We start from the raw sequence: 17545 nt of genomic DNA, 5'->3' as shown, positions 1-17545 counted from the left end.
CCGTCGTAAGAGCCGTAATCCATCGTCAGAATGGTGCGGCGCAAGGGGAGGGTGTGATGCGAAGAACAATCCTGACTGCTTTGATCTCGATGCTGTTATTCGGTGGCGTCGCGCGCGCCGATAATTTCCCGTCGCATCCCGTCACCATCGTGGTGCCGTTTGCCGCCGGCGGTCCGTCCGACGTGATGGCGCGGATACTGGCCGAGCGAATGAAGACAACGCTCGGCGAAACCGTCCTGGTCGAGAACGTGACCGGTGCGGGCGGTTCGATCGGAGTCGGGCGCGCATTGCGCTCGCCGCCCGACGGCTACACCATCAGTTTCGGCCATCTCGGCACCCACGTCGCCAACGGCGCGATCTACAAGCTCGGCTACGACCTCGTGGCCGACCTCGAGCCGGTGGTGCTGCTGCCGAGCAACCCGATGATCGTCGTCAGCAAGAATGCGGTTCCGGCCAAATCGCTTGGCGAATTGATCGCGTGGCTGAAGGCGAAGCCAACCCCCGCCGCCGCCGGCACGGCGGGAGCCGGTTCGGGAAGTCACATCGCGGGGCTCTATTTCGAGAACGTCACCGGCGTCAAACTGCAATATGTGCCGTATCGCGGTACTGGGCCGGCGATGAACGATCTCGTCGCCGGACAGATCGATCTCATCGTCGATCAGCTTTCCAACTCCATCAACCAGGTGCGCGCCGGCAACATCCGCGGCTATGCCATCACCGACACCAAGCGCGCTGAATCGGCGCCGGATATTCCGACGACCGACGAGGCAGGCCTGCCCGGATTCCACATGACGTTATGGTCGGGCATGTGGGTGCCGAAGGGGACGCCGAAGGATATCGTGACAAAGCTCAACGCCGCGGCGGTCGATGCGCTGAACGATCCCGCGGTGCGCAAGCAGCTGGAGAATCTGGGGCTGCAGATGCCGCCGAAGGACAAACTGTCGCCGCAGGCGCTCGGTAGCTGGCAGAAGGCCGAAATTGCAAAATGGTGGCCGATGATCAAGGCCGCCGACGTCAAGGTGAACTGAACCGGCGAATTGCCGACCTCGCCATGAGGTTACAAAGCGGTGAGTAGTCCTTACGGCGGTGCCGCTGCGGCAAATTAACCCGACGGGCAAAGTATCGCTTAACCTGTCGGGCAAATCACACTTACAAATTCGCCCGTCTCACCCGACAAGAGGGGCGGCTCGAGATCGTCACGAACGCGGGTTGAGATGCGGTGGACGCGGCAGCGTCGGGCGTGCAGGTGATCGCAGGGCGGATTTGCATAAGATCTGTGAGCGATCGGACGTCGCGCAGACGAACGGCGCTTATGCGTACGGCAAAACCGTGTGGTCCTGGCATCCGTTGCTGATGTCAAATTGGCGGAGGCGCGTCGGCCCAACCGGGCTTAGACAACCCATATCCGCCGATGACGGTGACAAGACGAATTCGTCGCCGAGGAGAGCGCGGCATAAGCTGTAGAACCATTGCGCAGGGAAGGCCGGAGTGTCTCCGCTGAACCTGTATGCTCGTGTGCGGTTTTTTCGCACAATTTTGCGAGACCGCGGGTGCAGCGCGCACCCGGTCTTCTCCACACCTCGGGCGGCTCGCGCCGCGGGAAGACACATCCTGTGGATGCATAACGAGCCACGCTCACTGGAAGCGATCAGCTCCGCAATGGTTGCCGATGCGCCACGATTGTTGCTTGGCCGCAACAGTCAGCGAAGATTTAACCGTCATGGCAGCAAGCGCTTGCGCGCGCCGCTATTTGGCCACACCCCTCAATGAAATCATTCCTTCGTAGGCTTATAGCCACGGCGCTCGCGAAGGCGAAGGGAACTTGCTCAATTCCCGGGTCTGACAAGAGTTGGCCGGGGAAACAGGTTCGCGATGGACGCCAGGACCGACATCAAGAAGCGACTGCCGAGCCGTCATGTGACGGAGGGCCCGGAGCGGGCACCGCACCGGTCGTATCTTTATGCCATGGGACTGACGACCCAGCAGATCCACCAACCGTTCGTCGGCGTGGCGTCGTGCTGGAACGAGGCCGCGCCCTGCAACATCTCGCTGATGCGGCAGGCCCAGGCGGTCAAGAAGGGCGTCGCCTCCGCCGGCGGCACCCCCCGCGAATTCTGCACCATCACCGTCACCGACGGCATTGCCATGGGCCATGACGGCATGCGCTCGTCGCTGCCTTCAAGGGAATGCATCGCCGATTCCGTCGAATTGACCATGCGCGGCCACGCCTACGACGCCCTCGTCGGGATCGCCGGCTGCGACAAGTCGCTGCCGGGCATGATGATGGCGATGGTCCGGCTCAACGTGCCCTCGATCTTCATCTATGGCGGCTCGATCCTGCCCGGCAATTTCCGCGGCCAGCAGGTCACGGTGCAGGACATGTTCGAGGCGGTCGGCAAGCATTCGGTCGGCGAAATGTCCGATGCCGATCTCGATGAAATCGAGCGGGTGGCCTGCCCGTCCGCTGGCGCGTGCGGTGCACAATTCACCGCCAATACCATGGCAACGGTTTCCGAAGCCATCGGGCTGGCGCTGCCGTATTCGGCCGGGGCGCCCGCGCCCTATGAGATCCGCGACTCGTTCTGCATGACCGCGGGCGAGAAGGTGATGGAGCTGATCGCGCTGAATATCCGGCCGCGGGACATCGTCACCCGCCGCTCGCTGGAAAACGCCGCGGCCGTGGTGGCGGCCTCCGGCGGCTCGACCAATGCTGCACTGCACCTGCCGGCGATCGCCCACGAATGCGGCATCAAGTTCGACCTGTTCGACGTCGCCGAAATCTTCAAAAAAACACCATATGTCGCGGATTTGAAACCGGGCGGCCGTTATGTCGCCAAAGACATGTTCGAGGTTGGCGGCATACCGCTTCTGATGAAGACGCTGCTCGATAATGGCCACCTGCACGGGGATTGCTTGACCGTCACGGGCCGGACGATCGCCGAAAACCTCAAAAGCGTGAAATGGAATCCGCACCAGGACGTGGTGCGTTCCGCCGACAAGCCGATCACCGTCACTGGCGGTGTGGTCGGCCTGAAGGGGAATCTCGCGCCCGAGGGCGCGATCGTGAAGGTCGCGGGCATGTCGAATTTGAAATTTACCGGGCCGGCCCGCTGCTTCGATCGCGAAGAGGACGCCTTCGAGGCCGTCCAGAAGAAGACCTACAGGGAAGGCGAGGTCATCGTGATCCGCTATGAGGGGCCGCGCGGCGGCCCCGGCATGCGGGAAATGCTCTCGACCACGGCGGCGCTGACCGGGCAGGGCATGGGCGGCAAGATCGCCCTCATCACCGACGGCCGGTTCTCCGGCGCGACCCGCGGGTTCTGCATCGGCCATGTCGGGCCGGAGGCGGCGATCGGCGGGCCGATTGCGCTGCTGCGGGACGGCGATATCATCGAAATCGACGCCGATGTCGGGACTCTTAACGTAAAGTTGACCGACGCCGAGCTCTCCGAACGTAAGACCAAATGGCAGCCCCGAGAGACCAATCATACATCGGGTGCGCTCTGGAAATATGCCCAGCAGGTTGGGCCGGCGGTGGATGGCGCTGTAACCCATCCGGGCGGTGCGCACGAGAAGCAGTGTTATGCGGACATCTAGGCGTATCATTCTTGCGTTGATTTTGGGGGCCGCCCCGGTGGCGGCTCCGGCGCTCGGATTCGACGGCGCGCCGGTCAACGCGGATACGGCTATTCCGGTGGTTTCGGCTCAGCCCGGCGCCGCAGCGGCCTTGAAGAAGGCGGTTCCGCCGGCGGCCTCGACCACTTCGCTGACTTCGCTGCAATATGCCGCCGAAGGCGGCCACCCGATCGCGCAATGGAAACTGGGCCGGATGTACGCCGACGGCGATGGCGTCGCCCAGGACGACCTGCGCGCCTTCGAATATTTCAGCCGCATTGCCAACCAGCACGCCGAAGACAGTCCGTCGGCGCCGCAGGCGGGGGTCGTTGCCAACGCCTTCGTGGCGCTCGGCCGCTACTACCTCAAGGGCATTCCCAACTCGAAGATCAAGTCGGATCCGGACCGGGCGCGCGAGATGTTCTCGTACGCCGCTTCATATTTCGGCAATGCCGACGCGCAATACGATCTGGCCCGGCTCTATCTCAAGAGCGCCGGCTCGTCGCGGGACGATTTCCGCTACGGCGCGCGCTGGCTCGGCCTTGCCGCCCAGAAGGGCCAGCACCAGGCGCAGGCGATGCTCGGCCAGATGCTGTTCAACGGCGATCAGATGCCGCCTCAGCGCGCCCGCGGATTGATGTGGCTGACGCTGGCGCGCGACAGCGCAGCCCCCGACGAGACCTGGATCAAGGAAAGCTACAACAAGGCGATTGCCAGGGCGTCCGAGAACGACCGGGCGATGGCGCTGCAGATGCTCGAGCACTGGGTGCAGGGCCGCAAGGACTGACGTCGAACTCAGTTGACGTCCATCTCAGTCCGCGGCGCGGCGAGACGTGCCCGGCAATCCCCTCAAATCGCTGCCGTCAGGCCGGCTCCAGATCCAGGTCGATCCAGACCGGCACGTGGTCCGACGGCTTCTCCCAGGCGCGCACATAGCTATCGATGCCGGCGTCGATCAGCCGGTCGCTGGCCTGCGGCGACAGCAGCAGATGATCGATGCGCAGGCCGTGGTTCTTCTGCCACGCTCCTGCCTGGTAGTCCCAGAAGGTGTACTGGCCGGGGGCATCGGTGACCGCGCGCAGCGCGTCGGTCAACCCGAGGCCGAGCAGCGACTGGAAGCTTTCGCGGGTCTGCGGGCGGAACAGGGCATCGTTGACCCAGGCGGCGGAGTTATGGACATCCTGCGCCGCCGGAATGACGTTGAAGTCGCCGGCCAGCACCAGCGGCTCCTCGGCTTTAAGCCGTTGCTTCGAATACTCAAAAAGTCGCGACATCCACTTGAGTTTATAGGGATATTTCTCGGTCTCCGGCGGGTTGCCGTTGGGCAGATAAAGGCAGGCGATCCGCAACACGCCGCGTTTCAGCGGGACCACTCCCTCCAGAAACCGGGCGTGGGCATCCTCGTCGTCGCCGGCCAGGCCCGATTTGGTTTCGTCGAACGGCAGCTTGGACAGCAGCGCCACCCCGTTGAAGGTCTTCTGGCCGTGGGTGACCACGTTGTAGCCGAGTGCTTCGATTTCCAGCCGCGGAAACGCCTCGTCGACGCATTTGATCTCCTGCAGGCAGACGATGTCGGGCGCGCAGTCCTTCAGCCAGACCAGGAGATGGTCGATCCGCTGCCGGACCGAATTGACGTTCCACGTGGCAATACGCATCAGGGGTTTCCGGGCAGGTAACGACAAATTTTGGGTTCACTGGCATACCATGCGCGGCGGCGCTGTGATAACCGTTTAGAACAAGGCCGAAGGTCGCCATCAAGGGGCAGGAACGGACCGTCCCGGTCGCCGTGGACCGGCTGACGTGAAATGCGATGAAAAAACGAAACCTCATGATTCTGGCGGGCGCGCTCGGTATCGCGGCGCTGGCGGCCTATGTAACCCGTACGGCGTGGATGAGCGGTGGCGGCAGTGTCCAGGGACCGCCCCGGGCCCGCGTGGTGTCGGTTGAAGTGGCCAAGGCCGAGCGCAAGCCGGTGCCGGTCGATGTCGATTCGATCGGAACGGTAACGCCGATTTCCAGCGTGGCGCTGAAATCGCGGGTCGAAACCACCATCGTCTCGGTCCACTTCGAGGACGGCGCCAAGGTCAACAAGGGCGATCTGTTGTTTACGCTCGACGCGCGCCAGATCGACGCCCTGATCGAGCAGGCCGAAGGCGTGCTCGCCAAGGACCAGGCGCAGCTCGAAGCCGCGCAACGGGATGTCCGGCGCTACGGCGACCTGATCGGCAAGGGCGCGACCACGCAGGTTAACCTCGATAACGCCAAGACCCAGGCCGATATCCTGACCGGAACCATCAAGGCGGACCAGTCTGCGTTGGACAATCTGAGGGTCCAGAAGAGCTATACCACCATCCGCGCTCCGTTTTCAGGACGGATCAGCGCCGCCAATGTAAAGGTCGGTAATTTCGTCCGGCCCGCCGATACGGCGCCGCTCGCCGTCATCAATCAGATGGCGCCGGTCTATGTGACCTTTGCCATCCCGCAGCGCGCCTTGGTCGAGCTGCGCGATGCCATGGCGGCCGGGGGCTCCAAGGTGACTGCCACCATCCCGGGCCACCAGCGATCCGAGGACGGCAAGGTGGCGATGGTCGAAAACACGGTCGATGCCACCACCGGCATGGTCACCGTGCGCGGCATCATGAACAATGAGAACGAGACCCTGTGGCCGGGGACGCTGGTGAACACCAGGCTCATCATTCGCACCGAGGACGGCGTGACGGTGCCCACGGCCGCCGTGCAGCGCAGCCAGAGCGGCAATTTCGTTTTCGTCATGAAGGACGGCAAGGCCCACGTTCAGCCGGTGACGGTCAGCCGCACCCTTCAGGGATTTTCCGTGATTGCGAGCGGGCTGTCAGGCGGCGAGGATGTCATCGTCGATGGGCAGCTGTTGTTGTCGGAGGGGACTCCGGTCGCGCCGCGCGGCGCCAAGGCGGGGGCCTGACCGATGACCCTGTCGGAGCTCTGTATCCGCCGCCCGGTCATGACGGCCCTGATGACGGCTACGATCATCGCTTTCGGCGTGTTCGGCTTTCGGCTGCTGCCGGTCTCAGCGCTCCCCAAGGTGGATTTCCCGACCATCGCGGTGACCGCGACCCTGCCGGGCGCCAGCGCCGACACCATGGCGGCTTCGGTTGCCGGTCCGATCGAGCGCCAGCTCTCGACCATTGCCGGTATCTCGTCGATGTCCTCGACCTCCTCGCAGGGCACCACCGCGATCATCATTCAATTCGATCTCAACCGGAACATCGACGCCGCCGCGCTGGATGTGCAGACCGCGCTGACCATCGCGCAGCGCCGGCTGCCGATCGAGATGATCATTCCGCCGACTTTCCGGAAGGTCAATCCGTCGGAATTCGCAGTGCTGTTCATTTCACTGAGGTCGGAAACGTTGCCGCTGTCCGCGGTCAACGAATATGGCGACATCACCATCGCGCAGGCGTTGTCGCAGATTCAGGGCGTCGCCCAGGTGGTGATTTTCGGCAGTCAGAAATTCGCCGTTCGCGTGCAAGCCGATCCGGAAGCCGCCGCGGCGCGCGGCCTGACGCTGGACGATATCAGGACCGCGGTCGCGCGCGCCAATTCTTCCACGCCGGTCGGCACGCTGAACGGGCCGAAACAGGACGTGGCGCTTCAGGCCTCCGGCCAGATGGCCAATGCGGCCGACTACCGGCATGTGATCGTCGCCTGGCGCAACGGTTCGCCGGTGCGGCTCGACGAGGTGGCGCGCGTCTATGACAGCGTCGAGAACGACAAGATCGCAAGCTGGTTCAACGGCACCCGTTCGATCGTTCTGGCCATCTACAAGCAGCCGGACGCCAACACGGTAGCCGTCGTCGACGGCGTGCTGGCGAAGTTACCAGCGTTGCGCGCGCAGATTCCGCCATCGGTGACGATCCAGGTCGCGATGGATCGTTCGCAGTCGATCCGGCAATCCGTCGCCGACGTCGAAGAGACCCTGCTGATCGCCATTGGCCTCGTGATCCTGGTGATCTTCCTGTTCCTGCGCTCGGCGTCTGCGACCTTTATTCCGGCATTGGCGGTGCCGATCTCGCTCTGCGGCACCTTCGCCGTGATGTATGTGCTGGACTTCTCCGTCAACAACATGACGCTGCTGGCTCTGACCTTGTCGGTCGGTTTCGTGGTCGACGACGCCATTGTCATGCTGGAAAACATCGTCCGCCACATCGAACACGGCATGCGACCGTTCGAGGCGGCCCTGAAGGGCGCGCGCGAGGTCGGCTTTACCATCATTTCGATCACCTTCTCGCTGATCGCGGTGTTCATTCCGGTGCTGCTGATGGGCGGCATCGTCGGCCGCGTGTTCCGCGAATTCGCGGTCACGATCGCGGTTGCGATCATGGTTTCCGGATTCGTTTCGCTGACGTTGACGCCGATGCTGTGCGCGCGCGTGCTGAAGGCCCACGACGAGACCAGGAAACCGAACATCGTGCTGCGGGTGTTCGAGCGGATGTTCGATTCCTGGCTTCGTGCCTACGAGTGGTCGCTCGACTGGGTGCTTGCCCGCAAGCCGATGATGCTGGTGGTGACGCTGGCGACGCTCGCCGGCACCGTCGCGCTCTACGTCGTCGTGCCCAAGGGATTCTTTCCCCAGGAAGACACCGGCTTCCTGTTCGGTACGACCGAAGCCGCGACCGACACGTCGTTCGAGGCCATGACGGTACGCCAGAAGGAACTGGCCGATCTTCTCAGCAAGGATCCGGCGGTACAGTACATCAACAGTACCGTGGGCGCGGGCGGCCCGAACACGACGACCAATTATGCGCGACTGTTCATCGCCCTGAAACCGAGGAAGGAGCGGGAAGCCGCCCCGGTGGTGATGGCGCGCCTGCGCCAGAAGGCGGCCGAGGTGCCGGGGATGCAGGCGTTTTTCCAGAGCGTCCAGAACCTCAACATCGGCGGCCGGCTGTCCAAGAGCCAGTACCAGTACGCCCTGCAGAGCGGCGATACGGAATCGCTGTACCGGGTGGCGCCGGAAATGCGCGACAGGATCGCCAAGGTCCCCGGGCTGCTCGACGTCACCACCGATCTCTACATCAAGAATCCGCAAATGACCGTCGAGATCGACCGCGAGAAGGCCGCGGTCTACGGCATCACCGTCGATCACGTCCGCAACCAGCTCTACAACGCCTATGGCGGCCGGCAGATCGGCACCATCTATATGCCGTCGAACGACTATCAGATCATTCTCGAGGTGCAGCCGCAGTTTCGCGTCGACCCCTCGAACCTGTCCAAGCTCTACATGAAGACCGCCAACAACCAGACCATCCCGCTGGATGCGGTGGCCAAACTGGTGCCGACGGTCGGCCCGCTGCAGATCAATCACCAGGGCCAGCAGCCCGCGGTGACGGTCTCGTTCAACCTCGCGCCCGGCTATTCGCTCGGCTACGCCGTGAACGAGATTACCAAGATCGAGCAAAGCTCGAATCTTCCCGCCACCATCGCCACCGGCTTCTCCGGCACCGCGCAGGTGTTCCAGGATTCCTTGCGCGGGCAGGGGGTGCTGATCCTTGCGGCGGTGTTCGCGGCCTTCGTGATCCTCGGCATTCTCTACGAAAGCTTCATTCACCCCATCACGATCATTTCCGGCCTGCCGTCGGCCGGCATCGGCGCGATCCTGACGCTGATGGCGTTCAGCATGGAACTGTCGGTCATCGCCATGATCGGCATCGTAATGCTGGTCGGCATCGTCAAGAAGAACGCCATCATGATGGTGGACTTCGCGCTGGAGCGCCGCCGCGTCGGGTTGAGCGCCGAGCACGCCATTCGAGAGGCCGCGTTGCTGCGGTTCCGCCCGATCATGATGACGACGTTCGCGGCGATCTTCGGCACGCTGCCGATCGCGATCGGCGCCGGCGCCGGCGCCGAGCTGCGCCAGCCACTCGGCATTGCCGTGGTCGGCGGGCTCTGCGTCTCACAGCTGCTGACGCTGTTCATCACGCCGGTGATCTACATCTATCTCGACCGGATCGACCGCCGGCTGAAGCGCCGTCTCGAACCGCAGATCGAGGAGGGCGACAATGTCGAGCGGCCGCATGTCGCCGCGGCGGAGTAATGACGCCGGGCCGAAGATGACGCCGCACCGTGTGGCGGCTCTGATCGTGGTGAGCCTGCTCGCCGGCATGGCCGAACGCGTGCTGGCCGACGAGCCGATCGAAATCTTCGACGCGCACCTGCACTACAACTGGGAACCGAAGCCGTACTACCAGCCCGATGAGGTGCTGGCGCTGCTCAAGAAAAATCGCGTGACCGGTATCCTCGCCACCAGCCGCCCCAACACCGGCACCCATGCGCTGATGGATGCCAAGGCCGAGGGCCTGCAGGTGGTGCCCTTCATCAGGCCGTACCGGGTGCGTCCCGATATCCAGACCTGGTTCAAGGACCCCGTCATCTTCGAACTGGTGCAGGACGAGTTCAAGCGCGGCTATTATCGCGGCGTCGGCGAGTTTCATCTGTCGGGACAAGCTGCCGACACCGAGGTGGTCAGGGACACCGTCAACTTTGCCGTGGCGAACGATCTCTATCTGCACGCCCATGCCGATGAGGCCGCGCTCGAGATCCTGATGCGGCACAATCCCAAGGCGCGGATCATCTGGGCGCATACCGGCTTTGGCATCCCCGGCGAGCGCGTCGCCGCGATGCTGGCCAAATATCCCAAGCTGTGGGGTGAATTGTCGTACCGCAGTGGCATCACCGACGGGGCGGGGAAACTGACGCCGGAATGGCGCGCGTTGTTCGAGCGCTATCCCGACCGTTTCCTGCTCGGTTCGGACACCTGGGTCCCGGAGCGCTGGGCAAGCTACGGTGAAATCATGGCCGGCTATCGCGCCTGGCTGGCGCAATTGCCGCCCGATGTCGCCCGGCAGATCGCGCACGGCAACGCCAGGGCGCTGTTCGCAGGCCGCTAGATGTTCTCAGATCGAGAAGCTGGTGCCGCAGCCGCAGGATGCGGTGGCGTTCGGATTGACCACCCGGAACGAGGCGCCGATCAGGTCGTCGACGAAATCCACTTCGGAGCCGGCCAGGAAGGGCACCGAGGCCGGATCGACCAGCACCACGGCGCTGTCGCGCTCGATCACCAGATCATCCTCGGCCTTCGCGCGCTCGACGTCGAATTTGTACTGGAAGCCCGAGCAGCCGCCGCCTTCGACGCTGATCCGCAGCATGGCGCCGTCACCCTCGGTCTTGAGGATCTCTCCGATGCGGCGGGCGGCCCGCTCGCTGATGGTGACGGCAGTCGTCATGTGAGGTCTCCGGTCGCCGGTGCCATAGCCAATTTATTTGGTATCCGGCGCTCACCATAGTTAAGTGCGCCGGCCACGGGAATCAAACCATCAGGGGATCAATACATCGTGTCGGTCGGAATGGCTGCTCCTCGCTCGGTCTATGCCTGCGACCCCGACCGCAGCCGCGGGCGGCTGTTCGGGGAGCCGCCGAGCCAGACCCGCAGCCCGTTCCGCCGGGATTGCGACCGGGTGATCCATTCCACCGCCTTTCGCCGCCTGAAATACAAGACCCAGGTCTTCGTGTTCCACGAAGGCGATCATTACCGCACCCGGCTGACCCACAGCCTCGAGGTGGCGCAGATCGCCCGCGCGCTGGCCCGGCAGCTCGGCCTCGATGAGGACCTCACGGAAACCCTGGCGCTGGCGCATGATCTCGGCCATCCGCCGTTCGGCCACGCCGGCGAGCGGGCGCTGGACGCCTGCCTGCAGGCCCATGGCGGGTTCGATCACAACGCGCAGACCCTGCGCGTCGTCACCGCGCTGGAGCATCGTTATCCCGATTTCGACGGGCTCAACCTGACCTGGGAATCGCTGGAGGGCATCGTCAAGCACAACGGCCCGCTGACCGACCGCGGCGGCGCCGCCGTCGGGCGCTATCGCGACCGCGGCGTTCCCGCAGGGATATCCGACTATGTCGGAACCTATGACCTGGAACTGTGGAGCTTTGCCTCGCTGGAGGCACAGGTTGCGGCGATCGCCGACGACATCGCCTATGACGCCCATGATATCGACGACGGCCTGCGCGCCGGGCTGTTCGGGGTTGACGACCTCAAGGTGATGCCGCTTGCCGCAGACATGATCGCGGAGATCGCGCGGCATTATCCCGATCTCGACGACATCAGGCGCGGCGCGGAACTGGTTCGCGAACTGATCTCCTATCTGATCGGGGCCGTGGTCGCGGAAGCGCGCCGGCGTCTGCAGATCGCCCGGCCGCAATCGGTCGACGACGTCCGCAACCATGGCGAGGTCTTGATCGCGTTTCCCCCCGGCGTCGCGCAGGCGGAAGCCGAGATCAAGGCGTTCCTGAAGCGGGGGATGTACCGCCATCCCCGCGTCATGCGCGTGATGGGCGATGCCGAACAGATCGTGTCCGACCTGTTCGCACGCTATCAGCGCGTGCCGGGCGACCTGCCGGCGGAATGGCTGCCCGACGCTGCCGGCCATGAGACCGAAACCGGGCGCGCGCGGCGGATCGGCAACTTTATCGCCGGGATGACCGACCGCTTCGCGCTGACCGAGCATCACAGGCTTTTTGACTCGACCCCGGATTTGCGTTAGGCGGCGGCCTCAAGCCGCATGCGCGGCGCAATCCCCGGTCCAGTCACGCCCATGGTCGATTCCAGACAGCCGCAGCATCTTTTCGCCAACGTGCTCGCGCGCGTCCATGCGGTTTGCGGCGCGCTCGCATCCGAAGGCGGCTGGCCCGCCAATATCGACCTGTCGCGCGTCGTGGTCGAGCCGCCGCGGGATGCCTCGCACGGCGACATGGCGACCAACGCCGCGATGGTATTGGCCAAGGAAGCGAAGGCAAAGCCGCGCGATCTCGCCGAACAAATCGCCGCAAAACTGCGTGCTGACAATCTTATTGCGTCCGTCGATGTCGCCGGTCCCGGCTTCATCAACCTCACCCTGAAGGCGTCGGCCTGGTCGGATGAACTGCGCACGGTGTTGCGTGAGGGGGCGTCCTACGGGCAAAGCGCGATGGGCGCGGCCGAGAAGGTCAATGTCGAATATGTTTCGGCCAATCCCACCGGGCCGATGCATGTCGGACATTGCCGCGGCGCGGTGTTCGGGGATGCCTTGTGCAGCCTGCTGCAGTTCGCGGGCTACGATGTCACCCGCGAATACTACATCAACGACGCCGGCGCCCAGGTCGATGTGCTCGCGCGTTCGGCCTTTCTGCGTTACCGCGAAGCGCTCGGCGAGAACATCGGCGAGATTCCGGAAGGGCTGTATCCCGGCGACTATCTGAAGCCGGTCGGGCAGGCGCTGGCCGCCGAATATGGCGACAAGCTCACGACGATGCCGGAGGGCGCGTGGCTGCCGGCCGTGCGCGACAAGGCCATCGCCATGATGATGGACGAGATCAAGGGCGATCTCGCCGCGCTCAACATCCGGCATGACGTGTTCTTCTCGGAGCAGTCGCTGATCGAGAATGGCAACAACAAGGTCACAGAGACCATCGATTTTCTCCGTTCCAAGGGCGACATCTACGAAGGCCGACTGCCGCCGCCCAAGGGCGGCGCGCCGGTCGAGGACTACGAGGATCGCGAGCAGACGCTGTTCCGCGCCACCGCCTATGGCGACGATGTCGATCGCCCGCTGATGAAGTCGGACGGCAGCTTTACCTATTTCGCCTCCGATATCGCCAACCACAAGAACAAGTTCGACCGCGGCTTTGCCAACCTGATCGACGTGTTCGGCGCCGATCACGGCGGCTACATCAAGCGCATGCAGGCGGCGGTCAAGGCCGTCACCGCGGGCAAGGCCACGCTGGACGTGAAGGTGGTGCAGCTGGTGCGGCTGCTACGCCATGGCGAGCCGGTGAAGATGTCGAAACGCTCCGGCGATTTCGTCACCCTGCGCGAGGTGGTCGACGAGGTCGGTTCCGACGCGGTGCGGTTCATGATGCTGTTCCGCAAGAACGACGCGGTGCTGGATTTCGACCTCGCCAAGGTGATCGAGCAGTCCAAGGACAATGCGGTTTTCTATGTCCAGTACGGCCATGCCCGCGGGCATTCGATCTTCAAGAACGCCCGGGAGACGATCCCCGGCCTGCCGGAAGATACGCGCGCGCGCGCCGCATTCCTGGACGATGCGGCGGTGGAACGGCTGACGGACCCCGCGGAACTCAGCCTGCTCAGGCTGCTGGCGCTCTATCCCCGCATGATCGAGGCGGCGGCGGTCGCGCACGAACCGCACCGAATCGCGTTTTACCTGTATGATCTTGCCAGCGAATTTCACGCGCTGTGGACGAGGGGCCGGGATTTGCCCTATTTACGCTTCATTATCAATAATGATGCAGAGATCACTAAGGCGCGGCTGGCGTTGGTCCAGGGCGTCGTCTCGGTCCTGGCATCTGGGCTCGCCGTTCTCGGCGTCCATGCTCCGGACGAGATGCGATAGGCGGGACGCGAAGCCCCTCACATGGGGACCTGTGAGGGCATCCAGCAGGGGCTGGTTCGTTTGTACCTGGTTCGTTTGTAAGGGCGGGTTGGCAGCTTTCCCGAAGGGGACGCATCATCACGATGGCTGATCGATATCAGGACAGACCTTTTTCAGCGGGCGATGACTACGATCGCAGCGCAGACCCGCACGCGCAGCCGCCGAGGGCCGAGAGCGATCCGCTGGCCGAGTTGGCGCGGCTGATCGGCCAGACCGACCCGTTTGCGATGGGCAGGGCCAATCAGCCGGTGCAGCCGCGTGGCGTCGAGCGCGCGCAATATCAGCCGCCGGCGCCTGTCGACCATGAGCCTCCCGCGGGCCCGCCGCCGTGGATGCGGCGAGCCACCCCGCAGCCGGCGCCAGCCCCAACTTCAGCCCCGGCCCCGCAGGAAGATTACGCCGAGGATTACCCGAGCGCCGTGCATCCGCTGCATCGCTACGCAGCCCAGCATGCCGCGCCGGAACCGGACTACCAGCAGCCGCCAGCCTACGCCGAAGCCGACTACCAACCCGATCCGTCGCGCTATGACGATGCGCTGTACGGTCAGCTCGATCCCGGCGCGCAGCAGGCCCAGCACGATCCGGCCTATGCCGACGATGCCTATGGCTATCAGGACGGCTACGACGATGGCATCGAAGACGATCCGGTCCGGAAGCGCGGCGGCGGCATGGTCACCGTTGCGGTGGTGCTTGCGCTGGCCGTAGTGGGAACGGGGGCTGCCTTTGCCTATCGTACCTATGTCGGATCGCCCCGCAGTGGCGAGCCGCCGATCATCAAGGCCGACAACAGCCCGACCAAGATCGTTCCGGCCCCATCGGACGGCACCGCCAAGGTGCCGGACCGCATGGCGACCGGCGATGGCGCCGAGAAGATCGTTCCGCGCGAGGAGGCCCCGGTCGACGTCAACCGATCCGGCCCGCGCGTGGTGTTTCCGCCGCTGAATCCGAATAGCAGTCCGCCGCCGGTCGCGAGCGTCACGCCCAGCGGCCCGCCGCCTGCGGGCACCGGCAATGGCACGCTGTCGAGCAGTGAGCCGCGCAAGATCAAGACGCTGGCCGTCCGCGGCGACCAGGCCGATGCAGCCGCGGTGCCGGTCAATGCACCGCCGCCGGCCAAACCGGTTGCCGCGCCCAAGGCAGCTGCGCCGGCCACGCGAAACCCGCCATCATCGGCCAATGCCAGCGCCAATGCGCCGCTGTCGTTGACGCCGCAGGGCGGTCCGCCGGCTCCGGCCCCCGGAACCCGGGTTGCGGCCACCAATCCCGTGCAGACCGCGCCCAGCGGTGGCGGGGGATACATGGTCCAGGTCGCCTCGCAGAAGAACGAGGCGGATGCGCAGGCCTCCTATCGGGCGCTGCAGAGCAAGTATTCGTCCGTGCTCGGGTCGCGCTCGCCGGTGATCAGGCGCGCCGACCTCGGCGACAAGGGCGTCTATTACCGCGCCATGATCGGTCCGTTCGGGTCCGCGGATGAAGCGTCGCATTTCTGCAGCAATCTGAAGACTGCCGGCGGGCAGTGCGTCGTCCAAAGGAATTAACGGCCGTTTCCTTGACCCCTGGGCGGCGCGCGGGCTAATCGGCCCCATGGGCAGCCGCGCATTCATCACAGGCGTATCCGGATTGGAACTCAGCGCCGCCGAGCGCGAATTCATCCGTCAGGAGCGGCCCTGGGGCTTCATTCTGTTCAAGCGGAATATTGAGACGCCCGCACAAGTCACTCAGCTTGTTCAGGAGTTGCGAAATGCCATCGGCGGTGCGGATGCGCCGGTCCTGATCGATCAGGAAGGCGGCCGGGTCCAGCGCCTGGGGCCGCCGCATTGGCCGGTCTATCCGCCCGGGGCCGTCTTCGGGGCGCTGTACGACCTCGATCGCGCGGCCGGCCTGTCCGCGGCCCGCCTGAGCGCCCGGCTGATCGCAGCAGACCTGACGGAACTCGGGATTACCGTCGATTGCCTGCCGCTGGCGGACGTCCCGGTTGAAGGCGCCGATGCGGTCATCGGCAACCGGGCCTATGGCACCGAGCCGGCCAAGGTCGCCGCGATCGCTCGCGCCGTGACCGAGGGGTTGGTGCAGGGCGGCGTCTTGCCGGTTCTCAAGCACATTCCCGGCCATGGACGGGCCACCGCGGACACCCATTTCAGGCTCCCGGAGGTCGATACGCCGAGGGGGGAGCTGGAACGGACCGATTTCGCCGCATTCCAACCGCTGGCGGACCTGCCGATGGCCATGACCGCACATGTTGTGTTTAGCGCGCTGGACCCCGCCCATCCGGCGACGACTTCTGCGACAATCATCGAACAAGTGATTCGCGGCGTGATCGGGTTCCAGGGTTTGTTGATGAGTGATGACGTGTCCATGAACGCTTTGGCCGGATCGATTGCCGAGCGGACCCGGGACATCGTCGCCGCAGGCTGCGACATGGTTCTGCATTGTAACGGCAAGCTCGACGAAATGCGCGAGGTCGCCCGTGAGACGCCTGAATTGTCGGGTAAGGCGCTGGAGCGCGCCGGCCGGGCGCTGGCGTCGCGCGGGGCGCCGCGGCCGCTGGACCGGCTGGCGGCACGGGCTGAACTGGACGCATTGATCAATCGGGCAGGGATGGCGGGCGCATGAGCGCGGAAATTCTATCGTTTGAAACCGGCCGGCCAGCCGAACTCGCCGACGATGAACCGTCGCTCGTCGTCGATGTCGAGGGCTATGAGGGGCCGCTCGATCTGCTGCTGGCGCTGGCGCGGCAGCAGAAGGTCGACCTGCACAAGATCTCCATTCTGGCGCTGGCCGACCAGTATCTGGTGTTCATCGAGGCGGCCCGGAAGATCCGCCTCGAGCTTGCCGCCGACTACCTGGTGATGGCGGCCTGGCTGGCGTTTCTGAAATCGCGGCTGCTGCTGCCCGAACCCGCCACAGCGGACGGGCCGAGCGCCGAGGAAATGGCGACCGCGCTCGCCAACAGGCTGCGTCGGCTCGAGGCCATTCGCGAAGCCTCGAACCGGCTGATGAACCGCCCGCAATTGATGCGGGACATCTTTCCGCGGGGAAATCCGGAATCGATCGCGGAAATCAGGCATCCCAAGTTTACCGCGACGCTGTTCGACCTGCTCACCGCCTATGCCGCGCAGCGCCAGCAGCGGGTGTTGGCGACGGTGCATCTGGCCAAGCGGACGGTGTGGTCGCTGGCGGAGGCGCGCGCGTCGCTGGAGCGCCTGGTCGGGATGGCCGAGGATTGGAGCTGCCTCGGCGAATATTTGCTCAATTACGTCGTCGATCCCTCGCAAAAGGCCACGGTCTTTGCGTCCAGCTTTGCTGCGGCGCTGGAACTGGTCCGGGAAGGCGAGATGGAACTGCACCAGAAGGAGGCGTTCGCGCCTTTGTTTTTTCGAAAGCGTCCGCCGCAACCAGTATCCGACGCGATGACCGCGCCGGATCTGCCGGCTGAGTAAGTGGAAGAAGGAGACCGAGCC

General features: G+C 64.6%; 13 protein-coding genes. 11 read left to right on the top strand and 2 right to left on the bottom strand.

The features are described 5' to 3' along the window. Window positions 1–56: 56 nt before the first annotated feature. The 3 genes from KMZ68_RS14605 (at window position 57) to KMZ68_RS14595 (ending at window position 4402) form a co-directional block, all read left to right on the top strand. Window positions 57–1028, top strand: coding sequence for a tripartite tricarboxylate transporter substrate binding protein BugD (locus tag KMZ68_RS14605; protein WP_215612000.1), 972 nt, complete (start codon window positions 57–59; stop codon window positions 1026–1028). Window positions 1029–1872: 844 nt separating this feature from the next. Then, the gene (gene ilvD, locus KMZ68_RS14600; protein WP_215611999.1) at window positions 1873–3597 is read left to right on the top strand and encodes a dihydroxy-acid dehydratase; all 1725 of its coding nucleotides are present in this window, start codon (window positions 1873–1875) and stop codon (window positions 3595–3597) included. After that, window positions 3584–4402 carry a tetratricopeptide repeat protein gene (locus tag KMZ68_RS14595; protein WP_215611998.1) on the top strand — a complete coding sequence of 273 codons (819 nt, stop codon included), beginning with the start codon at window positions 3584–3586 and terminating at the stop codon, window positions 4400–4402. Before ilvD ends, KMZ68_RS14595 begins: the two co-directional genes overlap by 14 nt. 76 nt (window positions 4403–4478) lie before the next feature. On the opposite strand, the gene xth is transcribed toward KMZ68_RS14595, so the two are convergent. Further along, on the bottom strand, window positions 4479–5270 hold the full coding sequence (gene xth / locus KMZ68_RS14590) for an exodeoxyribonuclease III (protein WP_215611997.1): 792 nt from the start codon (window positions 5268–5270) through the stop codon (window positions 4479–4481). A 155-nt stretch (window positions 5271–5425) separates the two neighbouring features. Here xth and KMZ68_RS14585 point away from each other — a divergent pair, with 155 nt between their 5' ends. The 3 genes from KMZ68_RS14585 to KMZ68_RS14575 are packed head-to-tail and all read left to right on the top strand — an operon-like array spanning window position 5426 to window position 10541. Then, window positions 5426–6556 carry an efflux RND transporter periplasmic adaptor subunit gene (locus tag KMZ68_RS14585; protein ID WP_215611996.1) on the top strand — a complete coding sequence of 377 codons (1131 nt, stop codon included), beginning with the start codon at window positions 5426–5428 and terminating at the stop codon, window positions 6554–6556. Between the two features lie 3 nt (window positions 6557–6559). Beyond that, complete coding sequence (locus KMZ68_RS14580) at window positions 6560–9688, top strand: efflux RND transporter permease subunit (RefSeq protein WP_215611995.1); 3129 nt, start codon at window positions 6560–6562, stop codon at window positions 9686–9688. Then, window positions 9654–10541, top strand: coding sequence for an amidohydrolase family protein (locus tag KMZ68_RS14575; RefSeq protein WP_249779361.1), 888 nt, complete (start codon window positions 9654–9656; stop codon window positions 10539–10541). Before KMZ68_RS14580 ends, KMZ68_RS14575 begins: the two co-directional genes overlap by 35 nt. 6 nt (window positions 10542–10547) lie before the next feature. Here KMZ68_RS14575 and erpA read toward each other — a convergent pair whose 3' ends face one another. Next, entirely contained in the window at window positions 10548–10877 is a 330-nt protein-coding gene (gene erpA, locus KMZ68_RS14570) for an iron-sulfur cluster insertion protein ErpA (RefSeq protein WP_215611994.1), read from the bottom strand. A 108-nt stretch (window positions 10878–10985) separates the two neighbouring features. On the opposite strand from erpA, the gene KMZ68_RS14565 reads away from it, so the two are divergent. The 5 genes from KMZ68_RS14565 (at window position 10986) to KMZ68_RS14545 (ending at window position 17524) form a co-directional block, all read left to right on the top strand. Then, complete coding sequence (locus KMZ68_RS14565; RefSeq protein WP_215611993.1) at window positions 10986–12197, top strand: deoxyguanosinetriphosphate triphosphohydrolase; 1212 nt, start codon at window positions 10986–10988, stop codon at window positions 12195–12197. 51 nt (window positions 12198–12248) lie between these two features. Continuing rightward, entirely contained in the window at window positions 12249–14045 is a 1797-nt protein-coding gene (gene argS / locus KMZ68_RS14560) for an arginine--tRNA ligase (protein ID WP_215611992.1), read from the top strand. 122 nt (window positions 14046–14167) lie between these two features. Next, window positions 14168–15622, top strand: a complete 1455-nt coding sequence (locus tag KMZ68_RS14555; RefSeq protein WP_215611991.1) for an SPOR domain-containing protein — start codon at window positions 14168–14170, stop codon at window positions 15620–15622. A gap of 46 nt (window positions 15623–15668) precedes the next feature. Next, window positions 15669–16697 carry a beta-N-acetylhexosaminidase gene (gene nagZ / locus KMZ68_RS14550; protein ID WP_215611990.1) on the top strand — a complete coding sequence of 343 codons (1029 nt, stop codon included), beginning with the start codon at window positions 15669–15671 and terminating at the stop codon, window positions 16695–16697. Continuing rightward, the gene (locus tag KMZ68_RS14545) at window positions 16694–17524 is read left to right on the top strand and encodes a segregation and condensation protein A (RefSeq protein WP_215611989.1); all 831 of its coding nucleotides are present in this window, start codon (window positions 16694–16696) and stop codon (window positions 17522–17524) included. Before nagZ ends, KMZ68_RS14545 begins: the two co-directional genes overlap by 4 nt. Window positions 17525–17545: the final 21 nt, after the last annotated feature.

The organism is Bradyrhizobium sediminis (genome assembly GCF_018736105.1).
In the GTDB taxonomy this organism is placed as follows: Bacteria; Pseudomonadota; Alphaproteobacteria; order Rhizobiales; family Xanthobacteraceae; genus Bradyrhizobium.
This window is presented reverse-complemented; position numbering and strand designations above follow the sequence as displayed.

Bases quoted from the DNA above. Each gene is read 5' to 3' on its own strand.
- xth (WP_215611997.1), bottom strand. From the start codon at position 5,270: ATGCGTATTGCCACGTGGAACGTCAATTCGGTCCGGCAGCGGATCGAC.
- KMZ68_RS14605 (WP_215612000.1), top strand. From the start codon at position 57: ATGCGAAGAACAATCCTGACTGCTTTGATCTCGATGCTGTTATTCGGT.
- KMZ68_RS14545 (WP_215611989.1), top strand. From the start codon at position 16,694: ATGAGCGCGGAAATTCTATCGTTTGAAACCGGCCGGCCAGCCGAACTC.
- KMZ68_RS14575 (WP_249779361.1), top strand. From the start codon at position 9,654: ATGTCGAGCGGCCGCATGTCGCCGCGGCGGAGTAATGACGCCGGGCCG.
- KMZ68_RS14585 (WP_215611996.1), top strand. From the start codon at position 5,426: ATGAAAAAACGAAACCTCATGATTCTGGCGGGCGCGCTCGGTATCGCG.
- erpA (WP_215611994.1), bottom strand. From the start codon at position 10,877: ATGACGACTGCCGTCACCATCAGCGAGCGGGCCGCCCGCCGCATCGGA.
- nagZ (WP_215611990.1), top strand. From the start codon at position 15,669: ATGGGCAGCCGCGCATTCATCACAGGCGTATCCGGATTGGAACTCAGC.
- argS (WP_215611992.1), top strand. From the start codon at position 12,249: ATGGTCGATTCCAGACAGCCGCAGCATCTTTTCGCCAACGTGCTCGCG.
- KMZ68_RS14595 (WP_215611998.1), top strand. From the start codon at position 3,584: ATGCGGACATCTAGGCGTATCATTCTTGCGTTGATTTTGGGGGCCGCC.
- ilvD (WP_215611999.1), top strand. From the start codon at position 1,873: ATGGACGCCAGGACCGACATCAAGAAGCGACTGCCGAGCCGTCATGTG.
- KMZ68_RS14555 (WP_215611991.1), top strand. From the start codon at position 14,168: ATGGCTGATCGATATCAGGACAGACCTTTTTCAGCGGGCGATGACTAC.
- KMZ68_RS14580 (WP_215611995.1), top strand. From the start codon at position 6,560: ATGACCCTGTCGGAGCTCTGTATCCGCCGCCCGGTCATGACGGCCCTG.